The organism is Treponema sp. OMZ 799 (assembly GCF_024181365.1).
Classification (GTDB): Bacteria; Spirochaetota; Spirochaetia; order Treponematales; family Treponemataceae; genus Treponema_B.
The window spans coordinates 2,699,731-2,716,846 of record NZ_CP051301.1 but is presented as its reverse complement, the minus strand read 5'-3'; the positions used below and the strand labels follow the sequence as shown (position 1 = coordinate 2,716,846).

Here is a 17,116-nt window from a genome sequence, read left to right as displayed (position 1 = left end):
TTTATGCTAAACCTTGAATTTCATTACCTCACCAGCCAAGCCTTCTATGCTTTCTTTATTCTTTTGAGTTATACCTTGAACCTCTTGGACGGCATGATTTATTTGCAATGCTCCTGATGCCATTTCATTCATCCGGTTTGTAATTGTCCTGGTAAGCTCATCAAGTTTGCTCATTTCTTGAGCTATACCTTCTCCTCCTTTTAGCATCTCTGATGAACCTTGCTTGACTTCCAGTGTTACAGTATTGATATTCCGGATTGCAGCTAAGACTTCTTTACTGCCGTTTTCCTGTTCACTCATTGCTTCCATAATGCTGTTACTCATCTCTTTTACATTTTCTGCAAGAGTAAAAATTGAGTTAAATTTTCCTTCAACGGTTTTAGCTGATTCAGCCAATAGGTCTATCTCACCTGAAAGATTTTTAAGGGTAGATGTAATGGTTTTTCCTTGCGCACTTGATTCTTCTGCAAGCTTCCTTATTTCGTCAGCTACTACTGCAAAGCCTTTTCCGGCTTCTCCTGCATGGGCTGCTTCAATTGCCGCATTCATCGCCAAGAGGTTTGTTTGGCTTGCAATATGCTGTATAACATTGGAGGCTTCCATCAAACTTCCCGATTCTTCAGCTATTTTTTGGGTTACTTCACTTGCCGTAGAAACCTTGCCTTTTCCTTCTGCTGTAGCATCTGCCAGCTCTCTTATAATGTTATCGCTCTTACCCAATGTTTGTGTAATCGATGCAATATTTGCAACCATTTGTTCAATGGATGAAGAGGATTCGGCAACGCTTGCTGCCTGTGTCTCGATGCTGTTGTTAAGCTGTTTTATTGTACGGATGATCTGCTCAACCGTTGCTGCCGTTTCGGTTACGCTTGCTGCCTGAGTTAGAGCCTGCTCTTTTATGTTGTCGATATTTGAGTTAATCTCTTCTACGGCACTTGCAGTTTGGGTCATATTACTTGCAAGTTCATCTCCTATAAACTGCATGGTGTTTGTATTTGTTCCTACAGATTTTATCGAATTGCCTATCTTTTCGATAGTCTGGTTAAAATATCTTGACAGCAAAGTAACCTCATCATTGCTTGCAACGGGAAGCCGAACTGTGAGATCTCCTTCGCCTTGGGCAATATCTTTTAAAGCCAAAACAACTTTTTGCAGAGGCAGGATCATTCGGCGTGTTACAATAAATGTCGATACTAAGGCTACACCCAAGAGTGTAAAGCCCGTTACAACCATAAGATATTGAAGGCTTTTTACGGTGTCCATAAAGTCGTCAACCGGCGCCCTTATTACTACCATCCAGCCTGTTGACTGCATAATAGCATAGGATCCGATATTTTCTTCTCCATTAAAAGTATAATAACCGATGGAGGTTTTTTTTGACTGCATGGCTTGTTTTGCAAAGTTTGCAATTGACACTAATGCCGGATTTGTTTTTGCGTTTTCTTGGAAATTGTCTTGATTGATTACTAAGTCTCTGTTGCGGTGGGCTACGGCATTACCGGTTTTGCCCAATATAAAACAGTAGCCGCTTCTTCCGACTGTAATGTGATCTATGTCGTCCGAAAGCTCTGTGCCCGGAGTATCTGCTGCAAGTACTCCTATTATTTTATTATCATAATCATATACGGGAACAGAAAGAGTATTTACAAGACTTCCGTCAGTTCTTGACTTATACGGCTCCGATACGAATTGTTCTCCTGCTAAAGCTCTTTTAAACCATTCACGATCATTTACATTAAATACCCGTCCGTCAAGTGTGTGACAGTTTCCGTTTATATCCGTTATTGAAAATTCGGATATTCTTGGGTTAAAAGCCGCTTCTTTTTTTAAGTAGGCTATTTTTTCGGAATATGGGACATCAATATTTCTTAACTCTGAAGCCCTGGATGCACTTGATACAAAATTCAAAAAAGAATACACCATCGAATCTATAATGCCGGCGGTATCTGTAGCCTTATCGGTTAAATGTATCTCTATTTTTTGAAGAATTGCTTTTCTTGCCATAAGGGCTCCTATTATTCCCTGAGTAGATACGGAAATAACAACGATTGCAGCAAAAAGGATAAGGAGTTTTTTTCCAATAGAAAATATCCTATCTTCCGATACACCATCCCGCATAACTAATTCTTTTTTTGCAGCAGGCTTTGCAACAACTAATTCTTTATCGTTCATTTTTCCTCCTAAAAAATACACTTTAGATTATGTCTTATAAATAGTTTACACCCATATTGTAAATAATGCAAGATTATATATTTAAATTTTAAACTTTTGTACCTCGTCTACAAGATTTTGAATGCTGTTTTTATTTTTTTGTGTAATCAGATTTACTTCTTGTACGGCATTATTTATCTGTGCCGATCCTGCTGCCATTTCATTTACGCTGTTGCTGATAATATTGCCCAACTCTTCCAGTTTGGACATTTCTTTTGCAACATTTTCGCTTCCTGCAAGCATTTCTGCTGAGCCGTTTTTAACTTTTTCGGTAACATCCGTTATGTCTCTTATAGCTTCAAGAATTTCGGTGCTTCCCATAGATTGTTCTTTCATGGCCTGATTTATAACATCTTCTTGATTGGAAATGTTTGTGGTAAGCTCATAGACTTCATCAAAATTTTTCTCTGCCCCGCTGCCGGCAATGATAAGGTTGTTTATTATTTCTATAGATTCTTTTAAAACCGTACCTATCTGCTTTCCTTGAGCATTTGATTCTTCTGCCAATTTTCTTATTTCGTCGGCAACAACAGCAAAGCCTTTGCCGCTTTCTCCTGCATGGGCTGCTTCTATAGCGGCATTCATAGCTAAAAGATTGGTCTGACTTGCAATGTTTTGGATAACCAAGCTGGCTTCAACAAGCGAATCGGACTTTTCGGCTATTTTTGTAACAACTGAGTTTGCTGTTCTTGCACCTTCTTTTCCTTTTTGAGTTTTTTCGTGTAAATCTTTTATTAAACTGTTGTTTTTATCAAGTATTTGACTTATTGAATGTATATTTGCTACCATTTCTTCAATCGATGAAGAAGATCGGCCTATGCTTGAATTTTGCACCTCGATACTTTCATTTAAAACCTTTATTGTTTTGATTATTTGTTCTATGGTCTCAGCCGTTTTATTGCGGCTTGCGGACTGTGTATAAATTTGTTCACGGACATTTTCTACATTGCTGCTTATTTCTTTTACTGCACTTGCAGTTTCTGTCATATTTGTAGAAAGAACTGCTCCAATTTGGTTCATTGAGTCAGCCTCTTTTCTGAGAGAGCTTATCATGCGGCTTATATTATCCAAAGAGGAATTAAAATAATTTACCAGCCGGCCCAGCTCATCTCTTTTTTTGTATGTAAGCCTATCTGAGAGATCTCCTTTAGAAATCTTTTCCAGTATTTGTCCTATTTTTTTAAAAAAGGCTAAAAGCCGTTTTGAAAAAATGAAAACACCTATTAGGCAAAGAATAATTAAGCCTGCACCTATTGCTATCATATTTTGAATGATTTTGTCAAAAGTAGAAACTACCTCATACCTTTCTACAAGTGTAACCAGCTTCCAGTTAAGCTCATCGATATGAAAAATTCTTACATTCCAGTTTTTTCCGTCTATTTTTAATTTTATGGAACCTTCTATCATTTCTTTGAACATACTAAAAGCCGGAATTCCCGAGTCTTCCAGTTTTTTATTATTTACTTCGGGGTGGGCAGGATCTGCTAGAATTATGCCGTCATCTTGGATAAGCATTGCATAACCGGTGTTTCCTATTTTGATATTATTTACAAAACCGGTTAATTCATCAAGACTTATATCTATACCTAAGGCTCCGACAAATTCATTTTTGGGAGATTTAATTGCCTTAGTAAAGGTTATTACCGCCTTACCGCTGGTGGAAATGTAGGCCGGGGTAATTATGACTTTTTCCTGATTACTTTTGGCTTTAACAAACCATGAACGGGTTCGAGGGTCATACCCCGGATCTTCTCCGTTTCCTGATGTAGAGTCCCCACCCCATTTTGTTCCCAAATAAACTTCATCAAATTCCGGAAAATTCTTTGAAGCATTTTTTAGGATTGAATTTATTTCTTCTTGTAAAACCGTATCATATAATTCAGGATCCGGTGCCTTTGTTTTATCAAAGCTATAGTTTCTAAGGTTATCTCTTAAATTTTTTATTTTAGGATTTTCACTTAAAGTTGTAACTATGTTTTTATTGTTTTTTGTAAAAAGTTCAAACATTTGCTGAACAATTGATGCTTGTTGCGATATGATCTGCTCAAATTGATTGATGCCTGCTTTATATACCTGTATTCCTATTATCGTGCAAATTGAAAGTATTATTGCAATAATTGCAGAGGTAAAAGCTATGATAAATTTTGTCCGGATTGATAATCCCTTTGTCTTTTGATTTTTCTCTTTCATGATATGCTCCTAAATATCTTTGTGTCATTTCAGAGAAGACAATCTATACGGATATTAGGATTTGTTCAAGCTGTTACCTCATTATTTATTGCTTTTTACAATTTATATTTTGAATTTGTTGACTTCTCCCGCTAATACTTCAATATTTTGCTTATTTTTTTGAGTTATATCGTTAACTTCTTCTACAGCCCTGCTTATTTGGGTTGCTCCTGATGCCATCTCGTTTATACTGTCATTTATCATTCGTGTCATGTTTTCAAGTTTCCGCATTTCGTCGGCAATGCCTTCTCCGCCTAAGATCATTTCGGCTGAGCCTCCCTTTACTTTCTCCGTTACCGAATTAATATTCCGTATTGCGGTTAGAATTTCCTTGCTTCCGTTTTCTTGTTCCAGCATTGCGGACATTATGGTATTGCTCATTTCTTTTACATTTTCTGCAAGATTAAAGATAATATTGAATTTATCTTCTACGGTTCTTGATGAAGTTGAAAGCATTTCTATTTCATTTGATAAATTTTTTAGAGTTGAGGTGATTGCTTTACCCTGTGAACTTGACTCTTCTGCTAGTTTTCTGATTTCATCTGCAACAACAGCAAAGCCCTTTCCGGCCTCTCCTGCGTGAGCGGCCTCAATTGCCGCATTCATGGCTAAGAGGTTTGTTTGGCTTGCAATATGCTGTATAACGCTTGAGGCTTCAAAAAGACTTCCCGATTCTTCTATTATTTTTTGAGAAAGATTGTTGGATTGTATAATGGTTTCTTGTCCGTCAGCGGTGGCCTCTGTAAGATTTTTAACTATTTCATCAGTTTTAGCCAGTGTTTTGGTTATAGAAGAAATATTTGCCGCCATTTCTTCTATCGATGCAGAAGATTCGCTGACGCTGGCTGCCTGATTTTCAATGCTGTCATTTAGTTGTTTGATTGTATGGATAATTTGCTCTACAGTTGAAACGCTTTCCGTAACGCTTGCCGATTGATTTATAGTTTGCTGCTTAACGCCGTCTATGTTTGCACTTATTTGATGGATTGCGCTCGCCGTTTCGGTCATGTTTCCTGCAAGTTCGCTGCCTGTTTGAACCATTTTTTCGGCACTATTATGTACAGAGCGGAGTGCAGAACTCATTTTTCCTATTGTCTGGTTAAAGTGGGACGACAGAGCCGTTATTTCATCATTTCCGATTAGAGGAATGGAGACAGTTAGGTCGCCTTCTCCAACCTGCTTAAATACTGAAACAACTTTTAAGATGGGCCTTACTATTAGACCTTGAAGGAGGCTTATGGTTATAAGTATTACAGTAACTAAAATAGCACCTGAGCCTATCAGAGTATAGATAACAGCATAATGAAGTTTCGAGCTTATTTCGCTATTGATGTCGGTAATTTCTGTCCCACAGAAAAGGACAAATTGTATCTTACCGTCCCGAACTATAGGCTTATATTTTGTGATAAAGGCTTTATTTAAGATTAGAGCATTTCCGCTATATTCTTTGCTTCGCGATATTGCTTCATAGGCCTCTGAGTGACTAAGCGTTGTTCCTAAAGCTCTTCTTCCTGTTTCATCAAAAATTGTCGTAATGATACGTTTGAATTCATTATTTTCATAAGCAAAGATTGTAATTTCGGCTCCCAGCTTTTTTGAAAGCATATCTATTATTTCGTGATCGACAGTTTTTTTTGTTCCTGTTAGAACAGAGTCCTTGATACGTAAATTACCGTAAACTGCTTCAAGATAGGCCTCTATTATTGCCAAGTCTCCATCGAGTTGATGAATTACACTGCTGTAAACTGCACTTTGAGATGTTGATTTGACCGAATAAACACTGATTCCGGTTAAAACTCCTATAGCAACAAGCAAGGATATAAAAAAAATTCCCCCGATTTTAAGAATAAGACTTCTTCTTTTTGAACCTATTGATTTTGTACTATTTGGCATTTTTTTCTCCTTTTACAATTTTAATACATATATTTTAAACCCGTAGAATCAATATGTCAAGTTTCTTTATTCCATGTTTTGATTTTTTGTCTCTAGTTGACGAAAGTGCTTAAATATGTAATAATTAAAAAGAATTAGGAGGCTTTAAATGCTAGCACTTATTATTGGTATTGTTTTAATCGCTTTTACGGTTATTGCAGCCCTCCCCATGGGCTTGGCTTGGGGACAGGATATTCTCTTATTTTTAAGAGGCGGTTTACCTATTTTTGCAGCCTTTGTCGGCCTTATTTCCGTATTTATCGGAATTGCCGATATTAAAGACAAGCAAGACGCAAGAAAAGAAGAAGCAGCTATGAAGGCTGCCGAAAATAAAGCCGAGTAATTGTCATTGCATTAAGTTATTGACACTTATTCTATATTTAGTTATAATATCAGAACCCACATTATCTGCATATATTGTTTGTAGAAGGTATACATTAAATGAAAACTATTTTTTTAAAAGAACATGAAGCGCCGCGCTCTTGGTACGTTATTGATGCCGCCGGGAAGCCGCTTGGCCGCGTTGCTGCTAAGACTGCAGCTATGCTGAGAGGAAAGCACAAGGTAGGTTTTGCACCTCATCAGGAAATCGGTGATTATGTCGTTATTATTAATGCCGAAAAAGTAGCCGTAACAGGAAATAAGGCTAAGGATAAGATGTACTATACTCACTCCGGTTATGTAGGCGGCTTAAAGTCCATCAACTTTAGCGGTTTAATCGCTAAAAAACCGGCTGAGCCCTTGATGATTGCAATTAAAGGTATGCTTCCTAAGGGCCCCCTTGGAAGAAAGCTTTTAACGAATGTTAAGGTCTATGCAGGCCCCGAACATCCTCACCAAGCACAGAACCCCATAGCGGTTGAAGTATAAGGAGAGTAAAGTGAAAAATATTGGAATGGGAACAGGCCGACGAAAAACTTCAGTGGCGCGAGTATACATTCGGGATGGTAAAGGTAAGTTAATGATCAATGATAAAGACATTAACGAATACTTTGCTACTCCGGAACAAATCCAAAAAGCAAAAGAACCCTTAATGGTTACTGCGGGTGAATCTAAGTATGATATTATCATCACTGTACGAGGCGGAGGTCTTACAGGCCAAGCCGGTGCGTGCTCTCACGGAATTGCAAGAGCTTTAGCTCAGGTAGATGCATCAAATCATGCATCCCTAAAGGCTAACGGCTTGCTTACACGTGACTCACGAATGGTTGAACGAAAAAAATTCGGTCAGCGCGGTGCAAGACGAAGATTCCAGTTCAGCAAGCGTTAATCCTTTTTCTATTGCGGATATATGCAGCACTTCTTCGGATTTGGTGAAAATCATCAATTCTGAAGGAGTGTCTTTTGTAACAAGGCCTAATTATTTTGATGAAGATGACTTTGACGGTCTTGTTGGTGAATGCGGTTGCCCTATAAGTGAAGAGTCGCTTGATGCTCTTCTTAATGCGGTAAGAATTTATGAGGCTGAGTGTGCCGCTGCAGCCTATTTGTACAGAGCTGAACATTCCCGGTTTCAGTTGGATTTGAAGCTCAGAAAAAAAGGCTTTTTAGCCTCTGAAATTAATCCGGCACTCGATTACCTTACGGGAAAAGGTTTACTTGATGACAGGCGGTTTGCCGTAGCTTGGCTTAACACCAGAGTTATCAGTAAAAAAGAAGGCCGTAATAGATTGGCCTCCGAGCTGGCCCTAAGAGGAGTGAGCTTTAAAATTGTTGAGGATGTGCTTAATGAGTTTTTTTCGGAGCATTCAGAAGAAGAACTTTGCCGAAAAGCTTTGGAAAAACAGCTGATAAATGGATTGGATAAACCTCGGTTGATGCAAAAAATGTATAGACTGGGTTTTTCCGTTAGCACTGTAAATATATGTTTGGAGGGAATTGAAAACATTACCGACTCTTTTTAAGGTTTGTTTCATTGTTATACTATGGGTAAAAGCGAAAATAGAAGACGAGTTAAAATGTACTCCGCCCTTGAGGTTGCAAATATATGCGGAGTTGTAAATCAGACTGCCATTAACTGGATTAGAAACGGTTATTTAAAAGCTTTTAATACGCCGGGCGGACAATATAGGGTATATTATGAAGACTTGCTCCTCTTTATAAAAGAAAGAGGAATGAAGATTCCTCCTGAGTTGCAAGATTCGTTGGATGATGCTCATTGGAATTCCATCATAATTATAGATGATGACGTTGTTTTAAATGAGGCTGTCGCTTCATTTTTTAATAAAAACCTTCCTAATTTGACTGTATACAAGTCCTTCGACGGCTTTGATGCAGGGACCCAGCTTGTAAAACATAAACCCGGATTTGTTATTTTGGATATAGACCTTCCCGGAGTCAACGGTAAGGAAATATGCAAAAAAATAAAGACAGACCCCTTCTTCGGTCAGCCTTATATAATCGTTATAACCGGATTGGACGACGATACCTTAGAAAAGCAAATGAAAGATCTGGGGGCAGATTCCTTCTTTAGGAAGCCTATAGATTTCAATGCTATATTGAGAGAAATAAACGAGGTTGTAAGCTAGAGCGAATGACCCTTGATAAAGCAAAAAGTGTTATAATAGAGACGGGAAAAAGGCTTTTAACGTCCGGTTTGACGGTACGTACATGGGGAAATGTAAGTGTCCGTATTGATGCCGATACTTTTGCTATCACTCCTTCCGGCTATGCTTATGAAGACTTAAAGCCCGAACACATAGTTGTTCTTAAAATAAACAGGCCTGAAAGCTCAGGGCCTATCAAGCCTTCTTCTGAATGCTATGTTCATGCAGGTCTTTATAAAGCCGATCAAAATATAAAATTTATAATCCATACACATCAAAAATTTGCCTCTGCCGTTTCGGGCTGTTTTTCTTCCATACCTGTGGAGGACAAGGCGTTAAGCTCTATTTTGGGGGAATCCGTACCTGTTGCGAAGTATGCTTCTTCGGGTACAAAAAAAATCGCCCGTAACACCGTAAAATGTTTAACTAGGCCGGCCGGAGCAATAATAATGTCTCAACATGGGGCGGTCTGTTTTGGTGCTGATGCAGATGAAGCTTTTAAACAAGCTGAGGCTTTGGAAGAACTTTGCCGTAATTTGATCTTTGCTGAAGTTCCGGCCCTTGCCCTTGCTTACAGGAGGTATGAAAGAAAGGCCTTGCAGCCTTTGATTAATTTTTATGCAAGCTGCCGTGAAGGAGACTCATGTACTGTTTACGATAAAACTACCAATATTACCGTTTGCAAGATGGATATAAAATCCGGAAATATAACGGAAGGCCTTTTTGATTTTCAAGCCGATTTACATAGGCGTATATATGATACATATCCCGAGATTAACTTTATAGAGCAAAGCTCCATGCCTTCCGCTTTTTTTGTTTCAAAAAAAATGAACATAGATAACTGCATCCCCGCTTTTTTAGATGATTTTGCTCAGATTGCCGGAGAAAACATCTTTTTGTTTCCGTTTTTTGAAAGCCGGGCTGAAGAGATGAGCGGCGAAATTGTGGATGCCTTGAAAAACCGTTCTTGCGTGTTGATAAATGAAAGCGGAGGCCTCTGCTGTGTTTCCGATAAGGATGATATTCGGCCCTTAAACGAAATTTTAGAAAAAAATCTTTTGGCCTTCGTCCTTTCATGGAAATTTAAAAATTATTTTCCGATCAGCAGAAGAAGTGCACAAAGAATGAGAAGCGGTTACATCGGAGAGTATTCCAAAATGAGTTTACAAATTTAGAGGTTTAAATTTAAGATGAAAAATATAAAAAAAATATTGCTTGTAGTTTTTATCGGCCTTTTATTCGGCTGTAGACGCGAAACTCCTTTAGAGCTTGAAAGAGAAGAAAAGTTTACCCTTAATTACGGACTTTTTGAAAATGAGCTAAATCTTTTTAATTTGAACAGTACCTACTCACGCCCCGATACTCAGATTTTAATGAAGGAAGGTATATTCTATATTGTAAATTCCGGCGGGCAAAAAATTTTAAAACTCTCTTCATTCGGAGATTTGCTTACCTTTTTTTATAATCCCGAGTCAAATATGGAACCTTCCTTTATGCAGAATAATCCTCAGGATGTTAAGGCGACTACAAGGGGATCCGTAAAATATCCCTTTAACCATCCTGCTCTGTTAACCGTAAGCTCTTCTAAGGACCTCTTTGTTGTAGATTCGGTTTTAGATGAAAGAATCGAGTACGATCATGAGGAGAATTTGGCTCTAAGGGATATAATCCTGCATTTCGACGAAAACGGAAATTTTATAGACTACCTGGGGCAGGAAGGTTTCGGCGGGACACCGTTTCCTTCTATTGAGGGGATTCATACAAATTCTTCCAACGATATAATAGTCGTTTGCCGGACACAGACGAGTTTAAAAATTTATTGGTATAACCGCATGGGCGATCTTTTATATAAGATACCTATCTTTTTTAATGCTATACCGAATCCCTATGAAGGTTCCGTTAAAATATTTTCTTCAATAGATAAGATAATTCCGGATTTTGATGATCTTTATTTATATATCAAGATTGATTACTATCTTGAAGAAAAGGATGCCGCAACTAAGGCAAACCTTGGAGTAAGTTACGATAAAAGCTGCTTGTATTTTTTAAATATTAAAACCGGTAAGTATGATAAAAAAACGGATATAGATGCCTATGAGGGAACTGAAGTATCGGGAAACGAAAATATTACTTTTAAAAAAGTTTATGAAATGATAGGCATTACCGAAAAAGGCTGGTGCTATTTGTTGACTCCGACAAGTAAAGGCTATGCTCTTGAGATTATGAATTTAAAATCCCACAAAAAATATAAAAAAGATTTGATTGTTTCAAGCGGAGAAATGTTTTATAATACCTTCCATGTTTCTTCCAAAGGAATTATCTCAGCCCTTCTTGCCAGAGACGATAAGGCCTTAATTGTATGGTGGAGGGCCGATAAGATTATCGGAGATAAATAATGAGTGATGATGATCTGTTTGAAAAAAGGGATTCTTCTTCGCGTGATGTTTTTACACGCTATAATAGAGAAGATAGAATTAAAAATGCATCCGAAAAGGTCAGACAGCTGCACGATCCCGATTTTGTAAAAAGAAGAAGCTTTATAAAAAGCGTAACGGAAAACAGGGGCTTAAGATCAGTATTTTTTGTTATAGTTGTTCTGGTAAGTATCAACATTGCTTTTTTTGTTACCCGCTCCGATAAAAATAGGGGAAGGATTTATGGAATAAAAACGGAATTAAAATCCCTTATTTATCAGGACAGAGTTTTGGCAAATTTACGTTTGAGCGAAAATCCTAAATTTTTAGAAAATTTAAAAGAGAGCGAAGAAAAAGACGGGGCCTTGGTAAGAGTAAATTTTATCTTTTTGGATGATGATGGAAATAAATTATCGTCTTCTCTTCAGTCCGGTATTTATACGGGAGGAGAGCTTAGGTTTTCTGCTCAACATGGATCGGGTAATGCAAAAAAAGTCCAAGCCGAGATTTATATTAAAGAAAAACTTTTGGTGCTATCTGCAAAAGTAAAATGAGAAAATAAAATGAGTATAAACAAAAAATATAAGTGCCGATTATGCAAGATCTGTGACGGCAGAGGCTGTATAGGAGAACTTCCCGGGATGGGCGGAGTCTTTGAAAGCTCTAACTTTATTTTAAACTGTGCCGAGTGGAAAAACTATTATACCTCTCAATCCCATCCTCTGCCGAGGCTCCGCCTTGCACCTATTACGGGAGCTGTAGAAAATATCGGCTATGAGGACGAAAGGCAATTTTACTTTGACCTTATAGGAGCCTCGGTTAAGGCCGGCCTTGCCTTGAGCATAGGGGACGGGTACCCCGATTTAAAACTTTTTTCGGGGATCGAGGCTTTACGGGATGTCAAAAAAAAAGGAGCCGTTTTTTTAAAGCCCTATCCCCAGATGAAGCTTTTTGAAAGGATCGAAGCCTCAAAAGAGGTTGCAGAAATTATCGGGGTAGATACGGATGCTTATAACATAGTAACTATGCGGAACCTTGTTAATCTTGAAAAAAAGACTGCAAAGGGTTTGGCTGCCTTAAAAAAATATGCCAAGCTTCCCTTTGCCGTTAAGGGTGTTTTTACCTCTTATGATATCGAGGTGATAAAAGAGCTGAAGCCCGACATTGCCGTAATTTCAAATCACGGGGGACGTATCGAAACCGATAAGGGAAGCGTTGCAGCCTTTGCCCATGCCCATTTAAAGGAAATAAAAAAATACACGGGAGAGGTTTGGGCAGACGGCGGCTTACGAAAGAAAGAAGATTTTATAGCTGCTTCATCTTTAGGTATTGAAGAGGTTTTGATAGGCCGCCCCTGCATTACCGCCCTTCTTAGGGATAAGGAAAACGGCATAAAGAATTTTATAGATTCGATTTTAAATAAGAGCTTAAATAAAGAAGCCTCGCGGTCAAGTTAAGGAGCTTTGAAAAAATTTGAAAACCCGTTTAGACAGAATATTGGCCCTAAGCGGCCTCGGCTCCAGAAACGATGTAAAAAAAATGATACGCAAAAAAAACTGCTGTGTGGACGGGGTGCGTATTGTTTCTCCTTCTTTTATTTTGGATACGGAGCTAAATAAAATAACCATAGACGGCGAACCTCTTGTGCTTAGAACAAATGTTTATCTTATGTTTAATAAACCGCAAGGCTGCGTAACCTCGACAAGCGATCCCGTGCATAAGACCGTAATGGATTATATAAAAGCTCCCTTTGACAAGATGAAGCTTTTTCCCATTGGACGGCTTGATATAGATACCGAAGGTCTTTTGATTATCACCGATGACGGGGAGATTACCCATAAGATTACTTCGCCCAAGTCGGGAACAGTCAAGACCTATTATTTGGAACTAAGCCGCGAACTCTCCGCCGAGGAATTTAAAAATTACTGCGAAGAATTTGAAAATGGAATTGTTCTAAAAAACGGCTACAGATGTCTTCCTGCAAAATTTGAAAGATGTGAAAACAAAACAGGTTCCAATAGAAGCGGATTTTTAATGCATATAACCGAGGGGAAATTTCATCAGGTAAAAAAAATGTGCTTGAGCGCAGGCAACGAACTTTGTTACCTGCGCCGCATTGCAGTCGGCTCAATCGTTTTGGATAAAAGCTTAAAAAGCGGGGAATACCGAGAGCTTTCCGCCTGCGAGATAGACTCACTGAGAGATTATTTTTGATGAGGTTTATTTTAAAACATATACTTCCGGTTTAGCCGAAAATTACCCTCATAAAGCGTTTTTTTCCGGCACGCAGAATCATTTCGTTGTCCTTATCGAGTTTATCTTTTCCGATTAAAGCCTTGATGTCGGAGATTTTTTCTTCGTTTATAAAAGCTCCTCCCTGTTCGACAAGGCGGCGGGCCTCGCTCTTGGTTGAGGCAAGTCCTGCTTCGGCAAAGAGGTCAAGCACTCCGATTCCTTCGTTTAATTTTGCAAGGTTTAAATTTGCTGTGGGCATGGCTTCTTTATTGCCGCCGCCCGAAAAAGCTGCCCTTGCGCCTTCCAAGGCTTTTTCGGCTTCTTCCTTTCCGTGGATGACGGCTGTAACTTCAAGGGCCAGTCTTTCCTTAGCCTTGTTTATGTCTCCTGCACAAATAGTCTTTATTTCTTCTATAGATAGGAAGGTAAAAAGAAGCATGAATTTTTCGACATCGGCATCGGCAACATTTCTCCAATACTGGAAAAAGTCGTAGGGCGAAACCATGTCCGGATCCAAGAAGAGGGCTCCCTTTTCGCTCTTTCCCATCTTTTGGCCGTCAGACCTTGTAATGAGAGGAACGGTGAGGGCAAAAACTTCCTTAGATACCTTTCTGCGGATAAGGTCGCTTCCTGCAACCATGTTTCCCCATTGGTCGTCTCCTCCTAATTGGAGCTCTACATTGTAGTTTTGATTGAGCATTAAAAAGTCGTAGCTTTGTAAGAGCTGGTAGTTAAATTCCAAAAAGGAAAGGCCTGTTTCCATTCTTTTTTTGTAGGCCTCAAAGCTGAGCATCCTGTTTACCGAAAAATGAGAGCCTATATCGCGTAAAAAGTCGATGTAATTTAAGTCTGCAATCCAATCCTTATTGTCGGCAAACCGGACTTGAGCGAAGTCTTCGGCTAAAAATTTTTCAAGCTGCCTTTGAATCGAAGCAGCATTTTTATCGAGCTCATCATACGGAAGCATTTTGCGCATCTCGGTCTTGCCCGATGGGTCGCCTATGCGGGCTGTGCCTCCTCCTATCAAGACTATGCCCTTGTGTCCCTCGCGGCATAAATGCTTTAAGGCAAACATCGGAACCATGTGTCCTATGTGTAAGCTGGGTCCTGTGGGATCTGTTCCTATGTAAAAACTGATCGGCCCCTTGTCCATCCTGTCTGATAGGGCTTGCAAGTCGGTGCATTGCTGAAAAAAGCCCCTCTCTTGTAATCTTTTTAATGCTTTGTTCATGTTTTGACTATACAATAATTTTAAGCTTGGGTCAACTAACGTATTAAAATTATAGTTTTTCAATTTCGGATTCTGAAAGACCTGTAACCTTCTTAATTAAAGATATATCCAGTTTTTCCATTTTCATAAGTCTAGCGGTTTCCCTTTTTGTATTGTTCTTGATATCCATTTCAAAAGTAGATAATAACCTATATTCTTGCCTTGCCTGTTCATTTTGTTTTACTGTTTGTATCATTTCTTCTATCCCCCTTGTAAATTCATTATTTGTTTTACCTGTTTTAAGATATTCTAAAAAGTCCTTTAAATCTTTGTCTTCAGTATTTTCAAAGGCATTCGCATTTATTATAACTTTTTTTGTGCCGTCTTGTAAAGATGTGTTTTTATCTTCAAGGCAAATATTTTCAAATGTATAAACAGGTATATTTTTACCTATAGCATCAAAGGTGCAGATAAAAATTATAAAGCTGTCGTTTAAAGCGTTATAAGAATTCCCCTTATCCAAAAACGAAATATCAATAGCAGCTTGATAAAACCTCATTTTTTTTGGTATATTCCTTTCATTGCTTACCTGCATTTCCACATCATAAAATTTACCATCTTCTGTTTGCACAAGAACATCAAACCTTACTGACTTTGCCTGTTCATAGGTTTTAATATTATGCTGAACAGAAATATAGATAATTTTACCTATTGTGTCTGATAGTATGATTTCAATAAGTCTTTTACAAAAATTCGGATCTTGCATGACCTTATAAAACATAAAATCATCCTGTAATGTTAATTCTTCGAATCTTTTTACCATTTGTTTTCTCCTAATTTTTTCACATTTACCCTCCTCATTATATTTGTAGGATTTATTTGAAAAAAATACTAAAATTTCCGGATAAAAATATTTATTATTAAAAATTCCTTCGCGGCCTTTGCGTCCCTTGCGGTTTATTCACACGCAGTTTCCAACATAACGTATTTCCTCATGTAAAAATCTAACCCAAATGATATGCGTTACTCAAGTAAAAATCTAACCGTAGTTATGTAGACCAGCTGTGAGCCATTGAAATAAGTTTGCTCTGTAGCTCTTGTGTTTTATCAATCAGCTGTTGTAAATCTAGTCTGTCCTTCCTACGTCGCAGTTCATCTTTTTCAGCATCGCTTATATCAGAACTCTCCATAAGCCTACGATACGGTGTCTTAGCTTCATCATATTTCTTTATGACCTTTGCGTCTACCCTGTGCTTTGAAATAATCTTCATTGAAGGAAAAAAGAAGTTTACAAGCATGTTATATTGCTCATAAAGGTCAGCCATAACGCTTCGTGTCTCCTCTCCCTCAAATCGATAGTAGCCGACAATGCGTCTTACCACACTGTCATTTTTCTGTTCAACAAAACAATTATCATTCTTTTTATACGATCGGCTTCGAGTAAAGATAACATTATTCGTGTTGCACCATTGCAAAAGCTGCATATTCTTAAACTCGCTTCCGTTGTCGCTATCAATACCTTTCATCTGAAACGGTAAGTTTATTTTCACATCCTCTATCGCTTCTTTTACCCATCGGTGAGCTTTGTTTAAAAGGGCTCTATTTTCCGTCCAACCTGAATGAACATCAGTAAGGGTAAGTGTGCAAATATACTGTCCTTTAGTACTTATACCACAGTTTGCGACAGTGTCAACCTCAAAAAAGCCCGGTTTGCGTTCATCCCAGTCGAAAAAGGTGCGGATTGGAATGAGCTTATTAAGATTCTTTGAAGGCCGTGTTGTTGAAATACCTCGGATAGAATGTTTTGGAATTTCAGGCTTGAGAATCCTACCGACCGTTGCGCTTGATATGCGAGCAAGTTTTGCTTTAAGTTGTTCATCATAACCGAACTTTTGAGCAAAGTAATCGATATTATCACGTATAAAAGGCACGAGCCGTTTTGAACATAGGTACATCGAAAAAATCCATAGCCGGATGACTTGCTCTTGTACGTCTTGACCGTAGTATTTTTCATAGGTTCGCTTTTTTCGTGTCTTTTTAATAACATTCACACTCTTTTTGGCGACGTTGTTAAAATGCGTTATTTTTATGTATGCACTGTTTTTCAGAATGTGAATTGCATACTTTCGGTTGTATTTGGTTGTTGCGACAAACTCATCGAGGATTTTCGTCTTTTGTTTCTTGCACGCAGTGCAGTACCGTTTCACTATTTCCTCAGTCAGCTTCTTTCTCATTTTCATATCTAACCTCATTTTGCCCTTCCTTAGGGCTTCTATTTTAAGTTAGATTTTTACGTGATGAACAGCTTTTTTTTCGGTTAGATTTAACGTGAGGCAATG

General features: G+C 38.3%; 15 protein-coding genes and 1 pseudogene. 10 read left to right on the top strand and 6 right to left on the bottom strand.

Annotated elements, in window-relative coordinates; translation table 11 throughout:
• Nucleotides 1-6: 6 nt before the first annotated feature.
• The 3 genes and pseudogenes from E4O04_RS12530 to E4O04_RS12520 form a co-directional block, all read right to left on the bottom strand.
• Nucleotides 7-2,172, bottom strand: coding sequence for a methyl-accepting chemotaxis protein (locus E4O04_RS12530; RefSeq protein WP_253708374.1), 2,166 nt, complete (start codon nt 2,170-2,172; stop codon nt 7-9).
• A gap of 81 nt (nt 2,173-2,253) precedes the next feature.
• Nucleotides 2,254-4,401, bottom strand: a complete 2,148-nt coding sequence (locus tag E4O04_RS12525; protein WP_253708372.1) for a methyl-accepting chemotaxis protein — start codon at nt 4,399-4,401, stop codon at nt 2,254-2,256.
• Between the two features lie 102 nt (nt 4,402-4,503).
• Nucleotides 4,504-6,069 (bottom strand): annotated as a pseudogene (locus tag E4O04_RS12520) (methyl-accepting chemotaxis protein); the annotation flags it as partial.
• A gap of 412 nt (nt 6,070-6,481) precedes the next feature.
• On the opposite strand from E4O04_RS12520, the gene E4O04_RS12515 reads away from it, so the two are divergent.
• The 10 genes from E4O04_RS12515 (at nt 6,482) to E4O04_RS12470 (ending at nt 13,546) form a co-directional block, all read left to right on the top strand.
• Nucleotides 6,482-6,715: a hypothetical protein gene (locus tag E4O04_RS12515; RefSeq protein WP_002670146.1), complete on the top strand. Its 234-nt coding sequence runs from the start codon at nt 6,482-6,484 to the stop codon at nt 6,713-6,715.
• A gap of 98 nt (nt 6,716-6,813) precedes the next feature.
• On the top strand, nt 6,814-7,242 hold the full coding sequence (gene rplM / locus E4O04_RS12510) for a 50S ribosomal protein L13 (RefSeq protein ID WP_253686917.1): 429 nt from the start codon (nt 6,814-6,816) through the stop codon (nt 7,240-7,242).
• A gap of 10 nt (nt 7,243-7,252) precedes the next feature.
• Nucleotides 7,253-7,642, top strand: coding sequence for a 30S ribosomal protein S9 (gene rpsI, locus E4O04_RS12505; protein ID WP_253686918.1), 390 nt, complete (start codon nt 7,253-7,255; stop codon nt 7,640-7,642).
• Nucleotides 7,608-8,276, top strand: a complete 669-nt coding sequence (gene recX, locus E4O04_RS12500; protein WP_253708370.1) for a recombination regulator RecX — start codon at nt 7,608-7,610, stop codon at nt 8,274-8,276. Before rpsI ends, recX begins: the two co-directional genes overlap by 35 nt.
• Before the next feature lie 54 nt (nt 8,277-8,330).
• Nucleotides 8,331-8,900: a response regulator gene (locus E4O04_RS12495; protein WP_253688107.1), complete on the top strand. Its 570-nt coding sequence runs from the start codon at nt 8,331-8,333 to the stop codon at nt 8,898-8,900.
• Nucleotides 8,901-8,905: 5 nt separating this feature from the next.
• Nucleotides 8,906-10,093: a class II aldolase/adducin family protein gene (locus tag E4O04_RS12490; protein ID WP_253708368.1), complete on the top strand. Its 1,188-nt coding sequence runs from the start codon at nt 8,906-8,908 to the stop codon at nt 10,091-10,093.
• Nucleotides 10,094-10,108: 15 nt separating this feature from the next.
• Nucleotides 10,109-11,314, top strand: coding sequence for an LIC_12708 family protein (locus E4O04_RS12485; protein ID WP_253708367.1), 1,206 nt, complete (start codon nt 10,109-10,111; stop codon nt 11,312-11,314).
• Nucleotides 11,314-11,886: a hypothetical protein gene (locus E4O04_RS12480; protein WP_253708366.1), complete on the top strand. Its 573-nt coding sequence runs from the start codon at nt 11,314-11,316 to the stop codon at nt 11,884-11,886. Before E4O04_RS12485 ends, E4O04_RS12480 begins: the two co-directional genes overlap by 1 nt.
• 9 nt (nt 11,887-11,895) lie before the next feature.
• Complete coding sequence (locus E4O04_RS12475) at nt 11,896-12,789, top strand: alpha-hydroxy-acid oxidizing protein (protein WP_253708365.1); 894 nt, start codon at nt 11,896-11,898, stop codon at nt 12,787-12,789.
• 16 nt (nt 12,790-12,805) lie between these two features.
• The gene (locus E4O04_RS12470) at nt 12,806-13,546 is read left to right on the top strand and encodes a 16S rRNA pseudouridine(516) synthase (protein ID WP_253686924.1); all 741 of its coding nucleotides are present in this window, start codon (nt 12,806-12,808) and stop codon (nt 13,544-13,546) included.
• A 31-nt stretch (nt 13,547-13,577) separates the two neighbouring features.
• Here E4O04_RS12470 and tyrS read toward each other — a convergent pair whose 3' ends face one another.
• The 3 genes from tyrS to E4O04_RS12455 all read right to left on the bottom strand — a co-directional run bounded on the left by tyrS (nt 13,578) and on the right by E4O04_RS12455 (nt 17,029).
• Nucleotides 13,578-14,798: a tyrosine--tRNA ligase gene (gene tyrS, locus E4O04_RS12465; protein ID WP_253686925.1), complete on the bottom strand. Its 1,221-nt coding sequence runs from the start codon at nt 14,796-14,798 to the stop codon at nt 13,578-13,580.
• Between the two features lie 49 nt (nt 14,799-14,847).
• Nucleotides 14,848-15,600, bottom strand: coding sequence for an Rpn family recombination-promoting nuclease/putative transposase (locus tag E4O04_RS12460; protein WP_253708364.1), 753 nt, complete (start codon nt 15,598-15,600; stop codon nt 14,848-14,850).
• Between the two features lie 226 nt (nt 15,601-15,826).
• Nucleotides 15,827-17,029: a DDE-type integrase/transposase/recombinase gene (locus E4O04_RS12455; RefSeq protein ID WP_371922250.1), complete on the bottom strand. Its 1,203-nt coding sequence runs from the start codon at nt 17,027-17,029 to the stop codon at nt 15,827-15,829.
• Between the last annotated feature and the right edge of the window lie 87 nt (nt 17,030-17,116).